The following is a 14,538-nucleotide window of genomic DNA, read 5'->3' as shown; positions in this document are numbered from 1 at the left end:
ACTAGTGAGCGAAGTGAGTACTGAATGTCTTTGTTTAGTACTCACTTTTTTCTACAACGTATTTTTACGTTAAGTTTATTATGGGTTTGAATTTAAAGGAAAATATATGATTTATCATGTTTCAAGAAAATATCTTTTACATAAAATATTAGAGCCATTTTTTATCACATTTTTTTGGCCTTTTTCGATTTATTTAACTTCAAAATTTGCTAACATTGGTATGAGTGTAGAATTAATTTATCTAATTAAAATATTTACTATAATTATATTTTTAATTACAATTGTTATCGCTATAATAAATATTTATTTTTTAAAAAACACAGTGCTTGTTATAGACAAGGATGGAATAATTTATCGAGTTAGAGATAAGGTTGCTAAATTTACATGGACCGATTTATCAAGAGTTGAAATTTATAAGTCTAAAAGAAAGATCATAAGTATTGTTCTGTTTCCTTACAGAAGTAAGTTGAGAGTATACTGTTTTGATAGGATGGATAATTTTATTAATGATATAGAAAGGCATGGAAAAAATAAAATTAATATTATTTATTAATTTATATTGGAGAATCATAATTTAAAATATATTTTATGGGGGTATTCGAATGGAAACGTGTGGGAAAAGTAGACATTTTATCAGAGAAAAACTTACGGACAAGGAAATTTGTGAGGCATGGCAACAGCCTACCCATATGAAGAGACAGGCTTGTTACTCATATATACCTAAAAAAATTAAATATCTCAGAAATGATAAACAATAACGCTATATTCGTTTGTTTCGGACAAGAGCACGTCTTACACTTTTACACATTTTTCCAAATGAATATATTTCGTCAAATGTAGGTGAAATTCCTCGATTCAATTGGTGCTGCCAATATGATAATTCTGAATCGACAAGCTCCATTAACTTTTTAGGACAACCGATACAACTATTGTCTGTGCCACATTTAAATGTATCCTCATTGTATAGGGGGAACTCATCTTTAACAGCATCAATTATCTGCTGCATTGCTGTTATTCTGTCTGGTTTTTTGCTCATAAGGTTACCTCCCGAGAAGGTATTATCAACAATAGACATACAAATTTCAGTTATCCTAAAGAGTTAAAAATTGCAATAAACTCCATGGCATTGTATAGCGAGTAATGACTAACGTTGCTATTGTTAGGGTTTATTCCTCTATTGCTTTTCATCATTGAGCGAGGCACCCGCTTTTTAAGCTATGGCATTGAAAAATGTAACGCTTATCCCGACAAAAGAATACGGTGAGATTCCATAGATGATTTTAACAATGCTCGATAGTTTCAGAGTTAGTATGTTTTACATATACAAGCAATCAGGAAAGAGGATGTAAGCGATAGTGATAGTTCTTCAATGATTCGTTAACTTGAAAGATCTCATATTTGAAATGGATTTGTTCATCAAGACATTGCGTAAACTTGTCTAACTGTTCTGTATGAATGAGTAAAGAAATTGGTGCGATTTGGTGATTATCGATCTCATCGAAACAATTGTTAATGTGTGCTCTATCCAAATAAACAACATCTTGATTCTGCGTTGGAGTTTCTTCAATCAGCTTTGTGTCAAACCCTGCCTTCTCGAACTGCTCAAGCAAGTCATAGAGTTTGTCTACATCATTCTTGCTCTTGATTGAGCTATATTGCTGAACAATCCCATTTAAATGTTTTTCGATTGACCCAAATTTGTTTTTCATTAAGCAGATGGCTTTTAGCTTTTTTTTGATAAGTGAATAGCGTTGCTCTCTCAATTTTGGTTTTAAGAAGTCAATGAGGATTTTGTTGCGCTGTACTTCTTTGACAAAGCTTTGAGACGCACTGACCTTAAAGTAGAGATGAAGCAGTGCATTTTCAAAAGTAGATTTTAAAAGCTTGTGATATGACTGTTCTGACATTGTAAGCGTTGATTATTTACTGGTGTTGTTATTCTAACATACAAAAAGAAATGCAAACGAACACAGCAATTGGATTATTGTCATTTTTGTAAGGGGGTGTCCGATTATCTGAGCGGATGTCCACTAAAGGGTGGTATGGAGCAGTCTAGTAGTAAGTGTAATGGAACTAACTAAGTCAATTCTGCCCGTTCCATACTAAATGTTTGCCCAATGTGGTACTAAGCGTTTTCATTCAGCACTGCTTTCGCAGTGCATCAATCGATGTTTGATTCATAGTCAACAAACCATCTTTACCCCTTATAGAGGGTAGTCTGTCGTTTACCCCCGATAAGGGGTAAAACCGATTCTTTGTTTTTATTAGATATAAACAGCCTTAAAAGTAAAGAATATGTCTTTGTTTTTATTGAAATAAATTGTTGACGAAAAGGTTTTCATACTCCCGAATTCAACTGCGAAGTGCGACACTCGCTAATATGAAGCAGCCAATGCCATTTCTTTAAATACAATTGCTGGCTGCTTGAAGTCTAAACATTTTCTTGGTCGATAATTTATCCGCAATAGAGCGAATTCAATATCGCTGTCTGTTACCGTTGTTAGGTCGGTTCCTTTCTTCACATATTGCCTTAAAAGACCGTTAGCATTCTCATTGGCTCCACGCTCCCAAGAGCTATAAGGGTGGGCAAAGTACACCTCAGCCTCCAACTCCTTTGCGATGGTTTCATGACCTGCAAACTCTCTCCCGTTATCTGTCGGTGCTAGCAATAAGGCTAAAGTCAACCAGTCTTTGATTTGATACAACCACTATCAATTGAAGCAAACCAAGCTTCATATACTACCAAAAGCTAGCACCTAATCTTCGATAAATCGACCCTACGGGTCGTATATTGCGGCGTTAACATCTGACGCCGCATTGTCCACTTCTGCAATATCCCCTTCGCATTCAAAAACACAGTGTCACTGCCAATCCTTTGATATAACGTGTCATAAACATTCATTAATTTTGGGATTACTCGGCGTCAGATTAAAAAGGTTGGGTTGCTCATGTAAAGTGCGCCACGTCTTGGTTTACTGCGATAATTAAATCTAATCCACGGTACAAGCGATTAACTTGCTTATGGTTAACTTCAAAACCTTATTGCACCAAAGGCGATCAATACGACGATTACCAAATCGACGTCGTTCAAATACCAGCTCCTCTATTCCTGCGAGAAACCCAACACCTTCCCCCAAATAGCATGATTCGTTAGTCATTGAATCGCTTTTTTATTTATCATCTCTTTGGTCGGATGAACATTACTAATTTGCAGACGGGAGTAGATCACGAATAAAAGCCGAGTTCTTGGCGACATTAGCCGACAGTTATTTGGACATTACCCTCGAAAGAGAGAATACCTGAACATTCTGTGTACTTATTTAAAGAGGTAACTCAAATCCAGCCTTAGCTTTAGACATAGCTACCAGGGTTTTGAAGCGTTTGACATTAGGCTTTTGGAAAAATAACTCTCGTGTCAATTCGTTATATTGATCCATACTTTGCACTGCAAAAATCAATACAAAATCCCATTCCCCCGTTACGTAGTAACACTGTTGCACGAAAGGGCAATTTTCAAAATCGCGGCGTGTTGCATCCAGTTCATGGATTTGTTCTGATTCCACTTCAATGTTTGCAATGATGGTCAAACCAAACCCTAAGGCCTCTTGATTGAGTAATGCGGTGTATTGCTTGATTACGCCGTTAGTCTTAAGTTTCTTTAAGCGTCGGTTCACGGCGGCGGTAGATAAATTCACCTCTTCACCTAATTCACTTTGGGCTACCCGCGCATCCTTTTGGATGGCTCGCAGTATCTTTAAATCAAATTCATCAACTTCAATCATAACTTTTTTCAATTAAATGGTTCAAGAACGCAATAAATTTGCGCTGGCAGGGTTCATTTAGAGAATTTATACAATTACGCGTCACTATACTAGTCATATCAAAAGTTACTATTCGCCCTGCAATATAGGATTGCTTATATGACAGCACTTACATTAGATGCAAACACACTGCTTGAACATATAGAGACCTTAGGAAACATTGGCTTAGACCGCTTAAATGGAGGCCGTTCACGTATTGCCTTAACGGATGCAGAGAAGTTAGGTAGAGACCAAGTTGTCTCTTGGATGAAGGCTCAGGATTTGGTTGTTCATATTGATGAAATTGGCAATATCTTTGGCATACTGCCAGATCAATCAGGCAACACAAAACACAAGGCTTTAATGATTGGCTCTCACATTGACAGTGTGTTCAATGCTGGTGCTTTGGATGGTTGCTATGGCGTAATCGCTGGATTAGCAGTGACTAAGGCATTTCGCGATGAAAAAATAATCCCTTCTCGACCAATTATCGTCGCGGCATTCACCAATGAGGAAGGTGTTCGCTATCAGCCAGATATGATGGGGTCACTTGCTCATGCAGGAGGCTTAAGCGCAGAACAAGTCCTAAATAGTGTCGGTACAGATGGCACGCGTTTGGGGGATGAACTACAACGTATTGGCTACAATGGCGATATGCCATTAGGCACTTTAGTTCCGAGCCAGTATCTTGAGTTACATATTGAACAGGGCCCAGTTCTAGACAAAGAAGGTATTAAGATTGGAGCTGTTTCTAATCTTCAGGGAATTTCCTGGCAAAAAATTCATATTAAAGGTAAAGCCAACCACGCTGGGACTACACCGATGTCCATGCGCCATGATGCGGGCTATGCCGCGGCATCTGTTATGACGTTTTTACGTGACGTAACTCGAAGTAAGCCTGGCACTTTAGCGACGGTGGGGAGTATTAAATTTGAGCCGAACGCAATTAATGTCATCCCCAGAGCAGCCGAGTTCACAGTCGATTTGCGCAACCCGGATAACTCGACCTTGTACGCCTCAGAGCAGGCGTTAACCGAGTACCTAGAAGTACTGAGTCAAAAGGAGGGTGTCACGATAGAAACGGAAGTATTGGCTGGATTTGATCCTGTTATCTTTGACGAAAATCTGGTTGATGCTATCGAGCAAGCTGCCAATGCACTAAATATCCCGCATCGCCGAATGACGTCAGGCGCTGGTCACGACGCACAAATGATAGCCCGCATTGCGCCATCAGCGATGATTTTTGTACCAAGTAAAGATGGCATTAGCCACAACCCTAAAGAGTTTACCGAAGCTGAAGATTTGATCCAAGGCGCAAAGGTGCTACTAGCTACAGTGGCAGCGTTACTGAGTCCTACCCAGCAATAATTCGTTTTGAGAGAAGTTACTATGTTATTTAAAAATCCAAATGCAACACATGCCACTTATCCTGTCGAACTGGCTGGAGTGCTAAACAGTGAAACGGCTCAGAAAAGTAAGCAATGGCTTTCTACTTGGCCTTTACTCAATGCCAACGCTACGCCACTCTGGTCGATGACGGGAACTGCCCATGCTTTAGGCATTGAAACGCTTTGGATAAAAGATGAATCCAAACGCTCCAAATTAGGAAGCTTTAAAGCGTTGGGCGCCCCCAATGCATTAATAAATTTAATCCTTAAACATTTCCCTTCACTCGACGCGGAAAAAATTCTACTGGGTGAATACCGAGAGCAACTTGCAGACTTTGTTGTGGTCAGTGCTACTGACGGTAACCATGGACGCGCTTTAGCAGCAGCGGCACAATCGAGTGGTTGTCCTTGCACCATTGTGATTCATGCACAAGTCAGCCAAGAAAGGGAAGGCGCCATTGCTGAGTATGGCGCAACCATGGTTCGTATCACTGGAAACTATGATGAGTCGGTAGAAGAAGCCGACCGCATTGCGAAAGAAAATGGCTGGATTGTCGTTTCGGATACTTCTTATGAAGGATACACGGAAATACCTCGAGATGTTATGCAAGGTTATGGTGTGATGGCTGCGGAAATGGCTGAACAACTCGAAGCGCGAGAGCATAAACCAACCCATATAATTCTTCAGGGTGGAGTCGGAGGTTTAGCGGCAGGTGTGTTTAGTTATTTCTGGGAACAATACGGAGCTGAGCGTCCAACATTTATTGTGGTCGAACCAAGCCAGGCAGACTGTTTGTACCAGAGTGCTATCCAGGGTAAACCGTCATCGGCAACAGGGTCGGTAGATTCCGTAATGGCGGGACTAGCCTGTGGTGAAACTTCACAAATCGCCTGGGACATTCTACAACCGAGTGTGGATTATTTCGTCTTGATTGAAGATCAGGATGCGATCGACAGCATGGTGCATCTTGCTCATGGTAAACATCACGACACTCCAATTGTTGGCGGTGAATCTGGGGTGGCAGGTCTGGCACTACTAAGCAAGTTGGCAGAGCAGAGTCAGCTCAATGCGTTGGGTCTAAACGCGAACTCCAAAGTTTTAATCGTTAATACCGAAGGTGCCACAGCGCCAGATCTATTCAAAGAATTAACAGGTATTACGGCAGAAGAAATCATTGCTAAACAATAAGGAATGGAAATGTCATCTATTGAATCGTTTAAAAATCAGTTAATGAGCTGGCGTCACCATTTGCATCAGCATCCCGAGATCGGTTTTGAAGAGTATCAGACTGCTGAATTTGTTACCCAAATTTTATCGGATATGGGGCTAGAGGTAACCACAGGTATAGGAGGCACAGGATTAGTTGCCAGTATCAGTCGGGGAACTAGCCACAAAGCCGTTGCTATTCGTGCTGATATGGACGCCTTAAGCATTTGTGAGGCATCGAATGAGCGCAACTATGCTTCTCAACATCAGGGAAAGATGCATGCGTGCGGTCACGACGGCCATATGGCTATGGTACTCGGTGCAGCAAAATTACTTACCGATAATCCTGATTTTGATGGAACGGTGCGTTTTTTATTTCAGCCAGCGGAAGAACATGGTCGCGGTGCGAAGGCAATGATGGCTGATGGCGTGTTTAAGCGCTTCCCAGTAGACGCAATCTTTGGTGGCCATAATATGCCAGGAATGCCATTAGGGACTATCGCTACTCGATCTGGTGGTATCATGGCTAGCGAGGATAACTTTGAAATAACCATTCAAGGCAGTGGTACACATGCTGCACGGCCGCACATGGGCAATGATCCGATGGTGATAGCGGCAAACATTATTTTAGCACTGCAAACTATCGTGTCTCGGAACGTAGACCCAAGCCAACCGGCAGTTGTTTCCTGTACAGAGATCTTAACCGATGGATTACGTAACGCCATTCCTGGAAATGTGGTAATTAAAGGCGACACTCGTAGTTATTCCAAAGCGATTCAAACACAACTTGAGGAGCGTATGAGATGTCTTGTTAAAGGGATTTGTGAAGCGCACAACGCTAATGGCACCGTCACTTACACTCACGAATTTGCTCCTACAGTAAACACGGAGGAATACGTCAGCTTAGCGGTAGAAACGGCAGTACAAGTGGTGGGAAAAAACAATGTTGAAGACAATATCCAACCCATGATGATTTCAGAAGACTTTGGCGCATTTCTACAAAAAATACCAGGCAACTTTGTCTTTTTTGGTAATGGTCATCAAATAGGTCAGGGCGGTACACCTCTACACAGCGCTCATTATGATTTCAATGACGAGTTACTTGTTACCGGAGCAAACTACTTTGCTACAGTGGCTAAGAATGCATTGCATAAATTAAATCGATCAAGCTAACTCGTAAAATTTGGCGCATCATCCTTTCTCGATGATGCGCCCAAATATCTTTGCTTTACTTCAATTATCATTCAGTTTATCGATGTAACTCAGCAACACTCATCGTGAAAACTAAATCAGAATCAGCTTGATTTGAGTAGGCGTGAGGAACGTCTGTTTTAGCAATAGCGGACTGACCTTCAAGCAGTTCTATCGTTTGCTCATCAATGTTCAAAGTAAGTGTTCCTGATTCGACATGAAAAAGTTCAAATGTACCTTGAGGGTGACCTGAAGATTTAAAAATTTCTGATGGCTTCATATTCCAGCGCCACAACTCAATCATGTCTGGACCGCTTGTTCCAGCGAGAAGTTTGGCACTACCTCCTCGTTCCCCAGTCCAAAGCGTTGGAATATCCTCTTTGGAAATGACATTAATTGTTGGGTTACTTGCGACATTAACGATATCCGCAACAGAAATCCCAAGGGCAGCAGACAGTTTACACAACGTCGAAATGCTAGGATTTGCAGCACCTTTCTCTACCTCAACTAACATGCCCTTACTGATACCCGCTCTTTTTGATAAAGCATCCAGTGACAGCTTGAGACGTTTTCTATGTTCCTTGATTCGTGTTGCTACAGCTTGATTGACGAATGCGGCATCAGCACCACTATCGGTCGTTATATTGACTAATTTGGTCATTGTAATGTATCTTGCATGAAAATGAATCACTAAAGGAATTATCTAATGGTTGTTATAGTGCCGTCAATTGATGCTCGAATTTCTCATATTGCACCAAAATTTAGAGCACTGAGTATATCAGTCAAAGGAGCTGAAATTCAGAACCCAGAGTACGCAAAACAGGTTCTGCAAGAAGCATGTGTCTTTGTCATTGAGAATGACTATTCATGGGCAGAATCGCACATTAATGCGTGGGGAGACATTTTTCGACAATTTGGCTCTAAGCCTAATCGAACCCCTTGCTCAGCTGCGGCTTTGCGAAAACGAGTCTTAAAAGATGGGGTAATGCAGAGCATTGACCCTATTGTCGATATTTATAATGCCATCAGTATTCGATATGCCATCCCTGTTGGTGGTGAAAATATAGACGCTTACCAAGGTACACCAACACTGACTATTGCAGATGGGACAGAGGCATTTGACACAATGAAGGATGGTACGCCTGCAATCGAAAGTCCAGACGCTGGAGAAGTGATATGGCGAGATGAGATAGGTGTAACTTGTCGCCGTTGGAATTGGCGACAAGGGATCAGAACTCGTATTGAGTCTGACACTCGGAACATGTGGTTTATTCTGGAAAGTTTACCTGAAATGCCTTTAGAAAGCTTACATCAAGCTGGGCTGGATATGGTTAAGCATCTACAGATACTAATGCCTGATGCCCTGATAGAACAAAGTACCGTGTTTGCAGAAGAATAGGTTGGAGTCATACGTGGTTAATACAATACTCACTGGTGCAGTGGTCTCTGGTAGCCTGATTGTCGCTATAGGTAGCCAGAATGCTTTTCTTTTGAAGTGCGGGTTAAAGAAACAATACGCTCTCTCTGTGGCAACCGTTTGTTTCATTGGCGATATATTGCTCATTAGTACTGGTGTTTTAGGTGTGGGAACACTTCTCTATAGTGAACCGCTATGGAAAGATGCTCTGACATTGTTCGGTGTCTTATTTTTACTTTGGTATGGGTATCAGTCGGCAAAATCCGCTTGGGCGGGAGCGAGTCATTTAGAACTGGAAGATTCTTCGATAAATCATAGCTGGATCCAAGTTGTGCTTATGGCGATGGCAATGACATTTTTAAACCCACATGTCTATCTAGATACCGTTGTGATACTTGGCGGCGTAACGGCATCGATGCCATCTAGTGAAAAATTGTGGTTTTTGGTTGGAGCATTAGCGGCTTCGGCTGCGTGGTTTTATGGTCTGGTTTTTCTAGCAAAGAAACTGATACCAGTGTTTAGTAAACAGAAGACCTGGATCATTTTAGACTCCGTGATCGCATGTATTATGTTTGGCATTGCTATAAGTTTGGCTCACCCAATGATAGTTCTATATCTATAGGCTCATCTGTTGGAAAGAGACAGATATCTACTTTGTTTTGCCAATAAATGTCTTTTCGTGAATTAGAGACAATAAATCTCGCTCTTTTTGCTGTCCGATGAGACGTCAGTATGAGGGAGAATGACTGACCTTGTATCTTTTCTGTTTTTAAAAGGTCAGTCTTCAGATATCCGTCTTTCTGCGTTGGTTCTGTATACTTAAAACTAAAGGCATACTCTTTAGTATGCCAAAATCAATCAATTCAGTTGCATTCTTTAGCTTGTTGCAAGCGGTGAATTCTTCTTAACACCCAGCTAGAGCTTGAACTTGGTTATTCAAGTTCGTCTGCGTTTATCGCTATGTTGAAACGAATCATGGGAGTGACACCAAAAGAATACGTTAAGATGAACGTATAATGTTTTGCGCAATATGGTTCCACATACTGACAGGGTTTGAGTACATAGGAAAATGTCCGCAGTGCGGTATTTCTGCCAGTTTTACGCCTTGGCTCTCAATATGAGATAAGTAGGACAGATGTTGATTCTGCTCCCCATACATGAACATCTTAGGACAAGGTAAGTTAAGAAACTTATCCATCAGATCACCATCATCTGACAGTTTCACCATAGACGTAAAGATAGGTTTAACCGCATCTGCTCGTACTTTGTGACGCAAACTAGCGGAATACAAGGCACTTGCGTAGTGTGGTGCATGGCGAGTTCGCATAATAAATTCATCAAAAAAATCTGCTGCGTTATCCGATGGATAATTGATAATTTGGCGGCTCAGAAAACAATCTTCTGGTGCTATGTTCCCTTCAATATCGGTGAAGCTGAGAACACGGTCTGGGTACTGATGTGCCAGTATTAACGCGGTTAATCCTCCCATGGAATGTCCCACAAGGTGAAACTGTTTGAACCCAACTTGATCCAGTATCGCAATGGCTGTTTTCAGCAGAAAAGGGATCGTAACGGATGTGGGGTCGCTGCATTGTGTTTCGCCGCATCCCGGTGCGTCGTAGGCAAGAATAGGATGACCGTTAAACTCTGCATAGTGAACGATGTCGGCGTAATCTTCTTTGGTGGAACCAAATCCATGGAGAAAGACAATCGGAGCTTTTTCGCCCGATCTGGTTATCGCGGAAACGCTAAGGTGTATACCTTCGATTAATAAAGGGAAACGTTGGCTTGAAAATAGTTCCATACAATACTCACATCTGTTGTTGATGTTGCCAATGTACAGCTTTTGATTGATAGTTAAATTCTAATGTTAGTATCTCTGTGATACGAAAATAGAATTAGCAGTATAGCATTGGGCATTTTAACGTACTTCATTATTGCGTCGTTAGGGACTATTGATGAGTAAAATCGATTACAGGTTGATAAAACAGCTTTATCTTTTTCTGGCGGTTGCCGAAGAAGAGAACTTTGGTCGTGCGGCAAAGCGACTGGGAATGTCTCAGCCTCCTTTAACGGAGCAAATCAAAATACTTGAGCAGTCGTTGAAGCTCACTTTGTTTGAACGCTCTCGACGCGGTACTAAACTGAGCGCGTCGGGAAAAGCTATTCTTCCTCATGTGCAAAAGTTTGTTGTTCAAATGTCATCTCTGGAAAAGATCGTTCGAGAGGTGGCGCATGGACAATCTGGTGTCATTCATATTGGTGCCATCACGTCTGCTATGTTTGAAGTTGTGCCAGTCTTTCTAGAACATTTCAAACAACGTTACCCAAATGTCACGGTTTTTGTGGATGAAATTGACAGCGCTGAAGCCATCACATCGTTATCTTCTGGTGAATTGGATCTGGCGTTTGTTCGGGTGGAAGGTGAGGTCGGTATGGGGTTAAGCACGTTTCCTTTAACAGAAGATAAACTCGGCGTTGCGTTACCACTGAATCATCCAATGGGGGAAGCGATGTGTATCTCGTTGAGAGATCTGAAAGAGGAAGCATTTGTTATGTCTTCCAGGCGGGTCAATCCAACGTATTTCGATCTATTAACTTCAGCCTGTAGAAACCATGGGTTTAACCCACGCATACTCTACGAAGTTCGTTCGGTTACTGCTCAGATTGCCTATGTGAGTTGTGGCCAGGGGGTTGCTTTAGTACCTATGAGCATGGTCAGCATGATCCCCAGTAATGTAAAGCTTGTCCCGCTTGAAGAGCTGATATCCATCGTGACCGCCGCGTTAGTATGGGATCCTAAGCGAGGGCATCCTTTAGTCGAATACGGTGTTAAGTGGTTGGAAGAACATGTCACTGATAAGAAAAACGTATCAAACTATTAGTTAAATAGTATTTTTCACCCATTCAAGAACGACTGACAATAGTACTTCTTTCTTTACTATAACGAGTGTCATTTTGGATACCTATTTCAGTTTTGCTGCTATTGCATTAGCCGTCGTATATATGCCTGGCCCAGGCACCTCGCCTATAAGGCCAAAACACTCTTCCTGGGCGCACATCGACACTGGTTGAATAAGATCAATGCTATCTTGTTTATATTGTTGGCTGTCTACTTAGTATGGAGTTCATCCGTTTAATCACGTCATAACTTTAAAGGAGAAAGGAATTTGAACATTAAGCGCCTTGACCATTTTGTTTTAACCGTGGCCGATATTCCAACATCGGTGGCTTTCTTTCAATCGGTTATGGGTATGAATGCTGTCACCTTCGGAGAAGGGCGAGTTGCTTTGGAATATGGTCAGCAAAAGATCAATTTGCACCAGCTAGGCAGTGAGTTTGAGCCTAAGGCACGACATGTACAAGCTGGTAGTGCAGATCTCTGTTTTATCATTGACGGCGAACTAGAAAGCGCAATGCAACATGTTCAGGCTCAAAACGTCTCTATTATAGAAGGCCCTGTCAATCGTACTGGAGCGCTGGGGCCGATCACTTCCTTCTACTTTCGAGATCCTGATGGAAATCTGATTGAGTGCTCAGTCTATGAGCCTTAACACTGTGAAGAGCCACAATGGTACGTCAAGAAACCACGATTCAAACCAATTTTTACTCAATCAAAGAGCAAAGTTGAATCCCACCGATTATGGTTTTTCTACCTATCATCACAGAGTTAAAGGGATAGTGTACTACTACATTACGGATAGCTAATAGTACGGTAGTAAAAGTGTGTATACTCTTCGACCACTCAACACTGCTCACGCAGTGCATTATCAATAGTTCACAAATCTATCTTTATAATCAACTAAGGCTCTACAATGGGATTTACCCCTTGTAGAGGGTAAGTCGTAGTTTACCCCCGATAGGGGGTAAAGATGTCTCCTCCCATGATTCCATGTTTCTTATTAGGTATAAATAAGCTCAAAAGTAAAGTTTAACCTATTGTTTTTATTGAAATTAACCATTGACCAAGAAGATTTTATTGGTTTTAATATACCTGAAAACTCTCTATCTCTACTTGCGTAAAGATTGAGTTAAATAAATGAAACTATATTAAAAACATTCATCACCCTAGCGGTGAGAAGGAGGGTATGTCTAGTCAATAAATGGAGTAAATATTATGAATTTCAATGTAATTAAAAAGAACAGAAAGTACTTTGCTGCGACAACAGACAATAATAAGTCTTGTAAGATTTTGATCGACGAGTGCTCAAAAGACTTAGAGTTAGGTGAGCATTTTCTTGCTGTTAAAGATATCTCAGTACGATCGAAGTATGGAACTGACCTGATTTACAAGTTAACAGCAAACGTAGAAGAACAAACTAAATTAGGCATTTGTTCTTTAAAATCAGAATATAACACACTGTTGATTGAAAAATGCCGCAAACTTGGCGGGACTTGGGATAAATCTCAGGGCGCTTGGATATTTTCAAGTATTGTAGAAAAAGAAGTTGAAGAACTCGATGAGATCTTTAACAGCGCTCCTGTTATTGTTGAAATTGAAGCTATCGAGGAAATACAAGAGCAGGGCAAGGCGATAGAGTTTCTTGGGTATCCTGTTTGTAAAGCATTTAGTCGTGATTCAGGTGCTCGAATTGAAACTGGGATTGCATTGCTATCGGGCTATGCCACTTCAGGTGGCTCAAAAAACCGATGGACAACCGTCTTGAGTGAAGGCGCGACTTTAAGGCTAAAGATCCCAGAGGATTTACTCAATATTTATGAAGACAAAAAATTTCAAGTTAAAACCATATAAATAATTCATAAATAGGAGTAAAAATAATGTCAAGTCGCATAATAAATATTATCGAATTTAAAACTGAAGATTTTGCTCATGCAAATTCCATTATTGAGTGCATTAGTAATGGTAATAATGAGCTAGATTTTAATAGGTTAATTCCTAGCCCTGAGTATCTGAAGGTGTTGGAAGAAAAGAATAGTTCTTGTCATGTTGAGCAAGACAGTGATTGGAATTATAAAAATTGGTACTCAAAATGGAACGCTTGGCACAGTGAATTCAAGCTTGAGGAAAAATATGAACATGTTTACGGTAGAATTAGCTTTATTTCCTTTAATAATATTCCATACCCAATATTCATTGCATTATCAGAGAAGTTTCATCAGATCCGCTTTAAGGTAAGGTTTGCTGATCAATGTGATTTTGGTTGTGATTGTGGATTTCTAGTCTTCCAGAATGGACAAGAAATTGACCGTCATACCTCACCAAATGCATTTGAATCAGATGAGCACTACTACTACTGGTTAGATATCGCAATGAGTGTTTGCTAATTACTCAGCTTAATAGTTAGAATGCAAGCAACCCCCCTTAAAATCTAGACGTTGCTTGCATCTTTAGTTAGATCAAGTTTTACCTTGTACAATCCAGCCTTTCCTTGGCCACCAAAAATTAACCCACCATCATTTGTGATATAAAATGTGCCTTTCTCCTTTTTGCTCATTTGTATGGTAGTGTTGTCTTCAACGCTATTATTCAACACATTCGGTTTCTCATGATTTTCGGCCAGTTTAATCACATTA

General features: G+C 40.7%; 16 protein-coding genes and 2 pseudogenes. 10 read left to right on the top strand and 8 right to left on the bottom strand.

Annotation, left to right across the window (positions count from 1 at the left end):
- The first annotated feature begins 106 nt into the window (after positions 1-106).
- Positions 107-553: a hypothetical protein gene (locus tag VEJY3_RS21090; protein WP_014234455.1), complete on the top strand. Its 447-nt coding sequence runs from the start codon at positions 107-109 to the stop codon at positions 551-553.
- Positions 554-760: 207 nt separating this feature from the next.
- Here VEJY3_RS21090 and VEJY3_RS21085 read toward each other — a convergent pair whose 3' ends face one another.
- The 6 genes and pseudogenes from VEJY3_RS21085 to VEJY3_RS21070 form a co-directional block, all read right to left on the bottom strand.
- On the bottom strand, positions 761-1,036 hold the full coding sequence (locus tag VEJY3_RS21085; RefSeq protein ID WP_014234454.1) for a hypothetical protein: 276 nt from the start codon (positions 1,034-1,036) through the stop codon (positions 761-763).
- 295 nt (positions 1,037-1,331) lie between these two features.
- Positions 1,332-1,907, bottom strand: coding sequence for a DUF2913 family protein (locus VEJY3_RS21080; protein WP_014234453.1), 576 nt, complete (start codon positions 1,905-1,907; stop codon positions 1,332-1,334).
- 468 nt (positions 1,908-2,375) lie between these two features.
- A pseudogene (locus VEJY3_RS21075) lies at positions 2,376-2,654 on the bottom strand (IS30 family transposase); the annotation flags it as partial.
- A 95-nt stretch (positions 2,655-2,749) separates the two neighbouring features.
- A pseudogene (locus VEJY3_RS25090) lies at positions 2,750-2,951 on the bottom strand (DUF4113 domain-containing protein); the annotation flags it as partial.
- 39 nt (positions 2,952-2,990) lie between these two features.
- Positions 2,991-3,158, bottom strand: a complete 168-nt coding sequence (locus tag VEJY3_RS25750; protein ID WP_158308264.1) for a hypothetical protein — start codon at positions 3,156-3,158, stop codon at positions 2,991-2,993.
- Positions 3,159-3,320: 162 nt separating this feature from the next.
- Positions 3,321-3,782 carry an Lrp/AsnC family transcriptional regulator gene (locus tag VEJY3_RS21070; RefSeq protein ID WP_014234451.1) on the bottom strand — a complete coding sequence of 154 codons (462 nt, stop codon included), beginning with the start codon at positions 3,780-3,782 and terminating at the stop codon, positions 3,321-3,323.
- A 138-nt stretch (positions 3,783-3,920) separates the two neighbouring features.
- On the opposite strand from VEJY3_RS21070, the gene VEJY3_RS21065 reads away from it, so the two are divergent.
- Genes VEJY3_RS21065 through VEJY3_RS21055 form a run of 3 tightly spaced genes read left to right on the top strand, consistent with a single transcriptional unit; the run spans position 3,921 to position 7,568 of the window.
- Complete coding sequence (locus VEJY3_RS21065) at positions 3,921-5,168, top strand: Zn-dependent hydrolase (protein WP_014234450.1); 1,248 nt, start codon at positions 3,921-3,923, stop codon at positions 5,166-5,168.
- 21 nt (positions 5,169-5,189) lie between these two features.
- Positions 5,190-6,377 (top strand): diaminopropionate ammonia-lyase, encoded by a 1,188-nt coding sequence (locus VEJY3_RS21060; protein ID WP_014234449.1) that lies wholly within the window; start codon positions 5,190-5,192, stop codon positions 6,375-6,377.
- Between the two features lie 9 nt (positions 6,378-6,386).
- Positions 6,387-7,568, top strand: coding sequence for a M20 aminoacylase family protein (locus VEJY3_RS21055; RefSeq protein WP_014234448.1), 1,182 nt, complete (start codon positions 6,387-6,389; stop codon positions 7,566-7,568).
- Positions 7,569-7,644: 76 nt separating this feature from the next.
- On the opposite strand, the gene VEJY3_RS21050 is transcribed toward VEJY3_RS21055, so the two are convergent.
- On the bottom strand, positions 7,645-8,247 hold the full coding sequence (locus VEJY3_RS21050; RefSeq protein ID WP_014234447.1) for a helix-turn-helix transcriptional regulator: 603 nt from the start codon (positions 8,245-8,247) through the stop codon (positions 7,645-7,647).
- 45 nt (positions 8,248-8,292) lie between these two features.
- Between VEJY3_RS21050 and VEJY3_RS21045 the strand changes: the two genes are divergently transcribed.
- Positions 8,293-8,985 (top strand): B3/4 domain-containing protein, encoded by a 693-nt coding sequence (locus tag VEJY3_RS21045; protein ID WP_014234446.1) that lies wholly within the window; start codon positions 8,293-8,295, stop codon positions 8,983-8,985.
- A 13-nt stretch (positions 8,986-8,998) separates the two neighbouring features.
- Positions 8,999-9,625, top strand: coding sequence for a LysE/ArgO family amino acid transporter (locus VEJY3_RS21040; protein ID WP_014234445.1), 627 nt, complete (start codon positions 8,999-9,001; stop codon positions 9,623-9,625).
- A 378-nt stretch (positions 9,626-10,003) separates the two neighbouring features.
- Here VEJY3_RS21040 and VEJY3_RS21035 read toward each other — a convergent pair whose 3' ends face one another.
- On the bottom strand, positions 10,004-10,807 hold the full coding sequence (locus VEJY3_RS21035; protein ID WP_014234444.1) for an alpha/beta fold hydrolase: 804 nt from the start codon (positions 10,805-10,807) through the stop codon (positions 10,004-10,006).
- 154 nt (positions 10,808-10,961) lie between these two features.
- Here VEJY3_RS21035 and VEJY3_RS21030 point away from each other — a divergent pair, with 154 nt between their 5' ends.
- The 4 genes from VEJY3_RS21030 to VEJY3_RS21015 all read left to right on the top strand — a co-directional run bounded on the left by VEJY3_RS21030 (position 10,962) and on the right by VEJY3_RS21015 (position 14,289).
- Positions 10,962-11,888, top strand: a complete 927-nt coding sequence (locus VEJY3_RS21030; protein ID WP_014234443.1) for a LysR substrate-binding domain-containing protein — start codon at positions 10,962-10,964, stop codon at positions 11,886-11,888.
- Between the two features lie 285 nt (positions 11,889-12,173).
- The gene (locus VEJY3_RS21025) at positions 12,174-12,557 is read left to right on the top strand and encodes a VOC family protein (protein WP_014234442.1); all 384 of its coding nucleotides are present in this window, start codon (positions 12,174-12,176) and stop codon (positions 12,555-12,557) included.
- A gap of 563 nt (positions 12,558-13,120) precedes the next feature.
- A complete protein-coding gene (locus tag VEJY3_RS21020; RefSeq protein WP_014234441.1) occupies positions 13,121-13,756 on the top strand; it encodes a hypothetical protein in 636 nt (211 codons plus the stop codon).
- Between the two features lie 26 nt (positions 13,757-13,782).
- Positions 13,783-14,289, top strand: coding sequence for a hypothetical protein (locus VEJY3_RS21015; protein ID WP_014234440.1), 507 nt, complete (start codon positions 13,783-13,785; stop codon positions 14,287-14,289).
- Positions 14,290-14,538: the final 249 nt, after the last annotated feature.

The organism is Vibrio sp. EJY3 (assembly GCF_000241385.1).
GTDB lineage: Bacteria > Pseudomonadota > Gammaproteobacteria > Enterobacterales > Vibrionaceae > Vibrio > Vibrio natriegens.
Note: the sequence above shows the minus strand (reverse complement) of the source record. Positions and strands in the feature narration are given on the sequence as shown.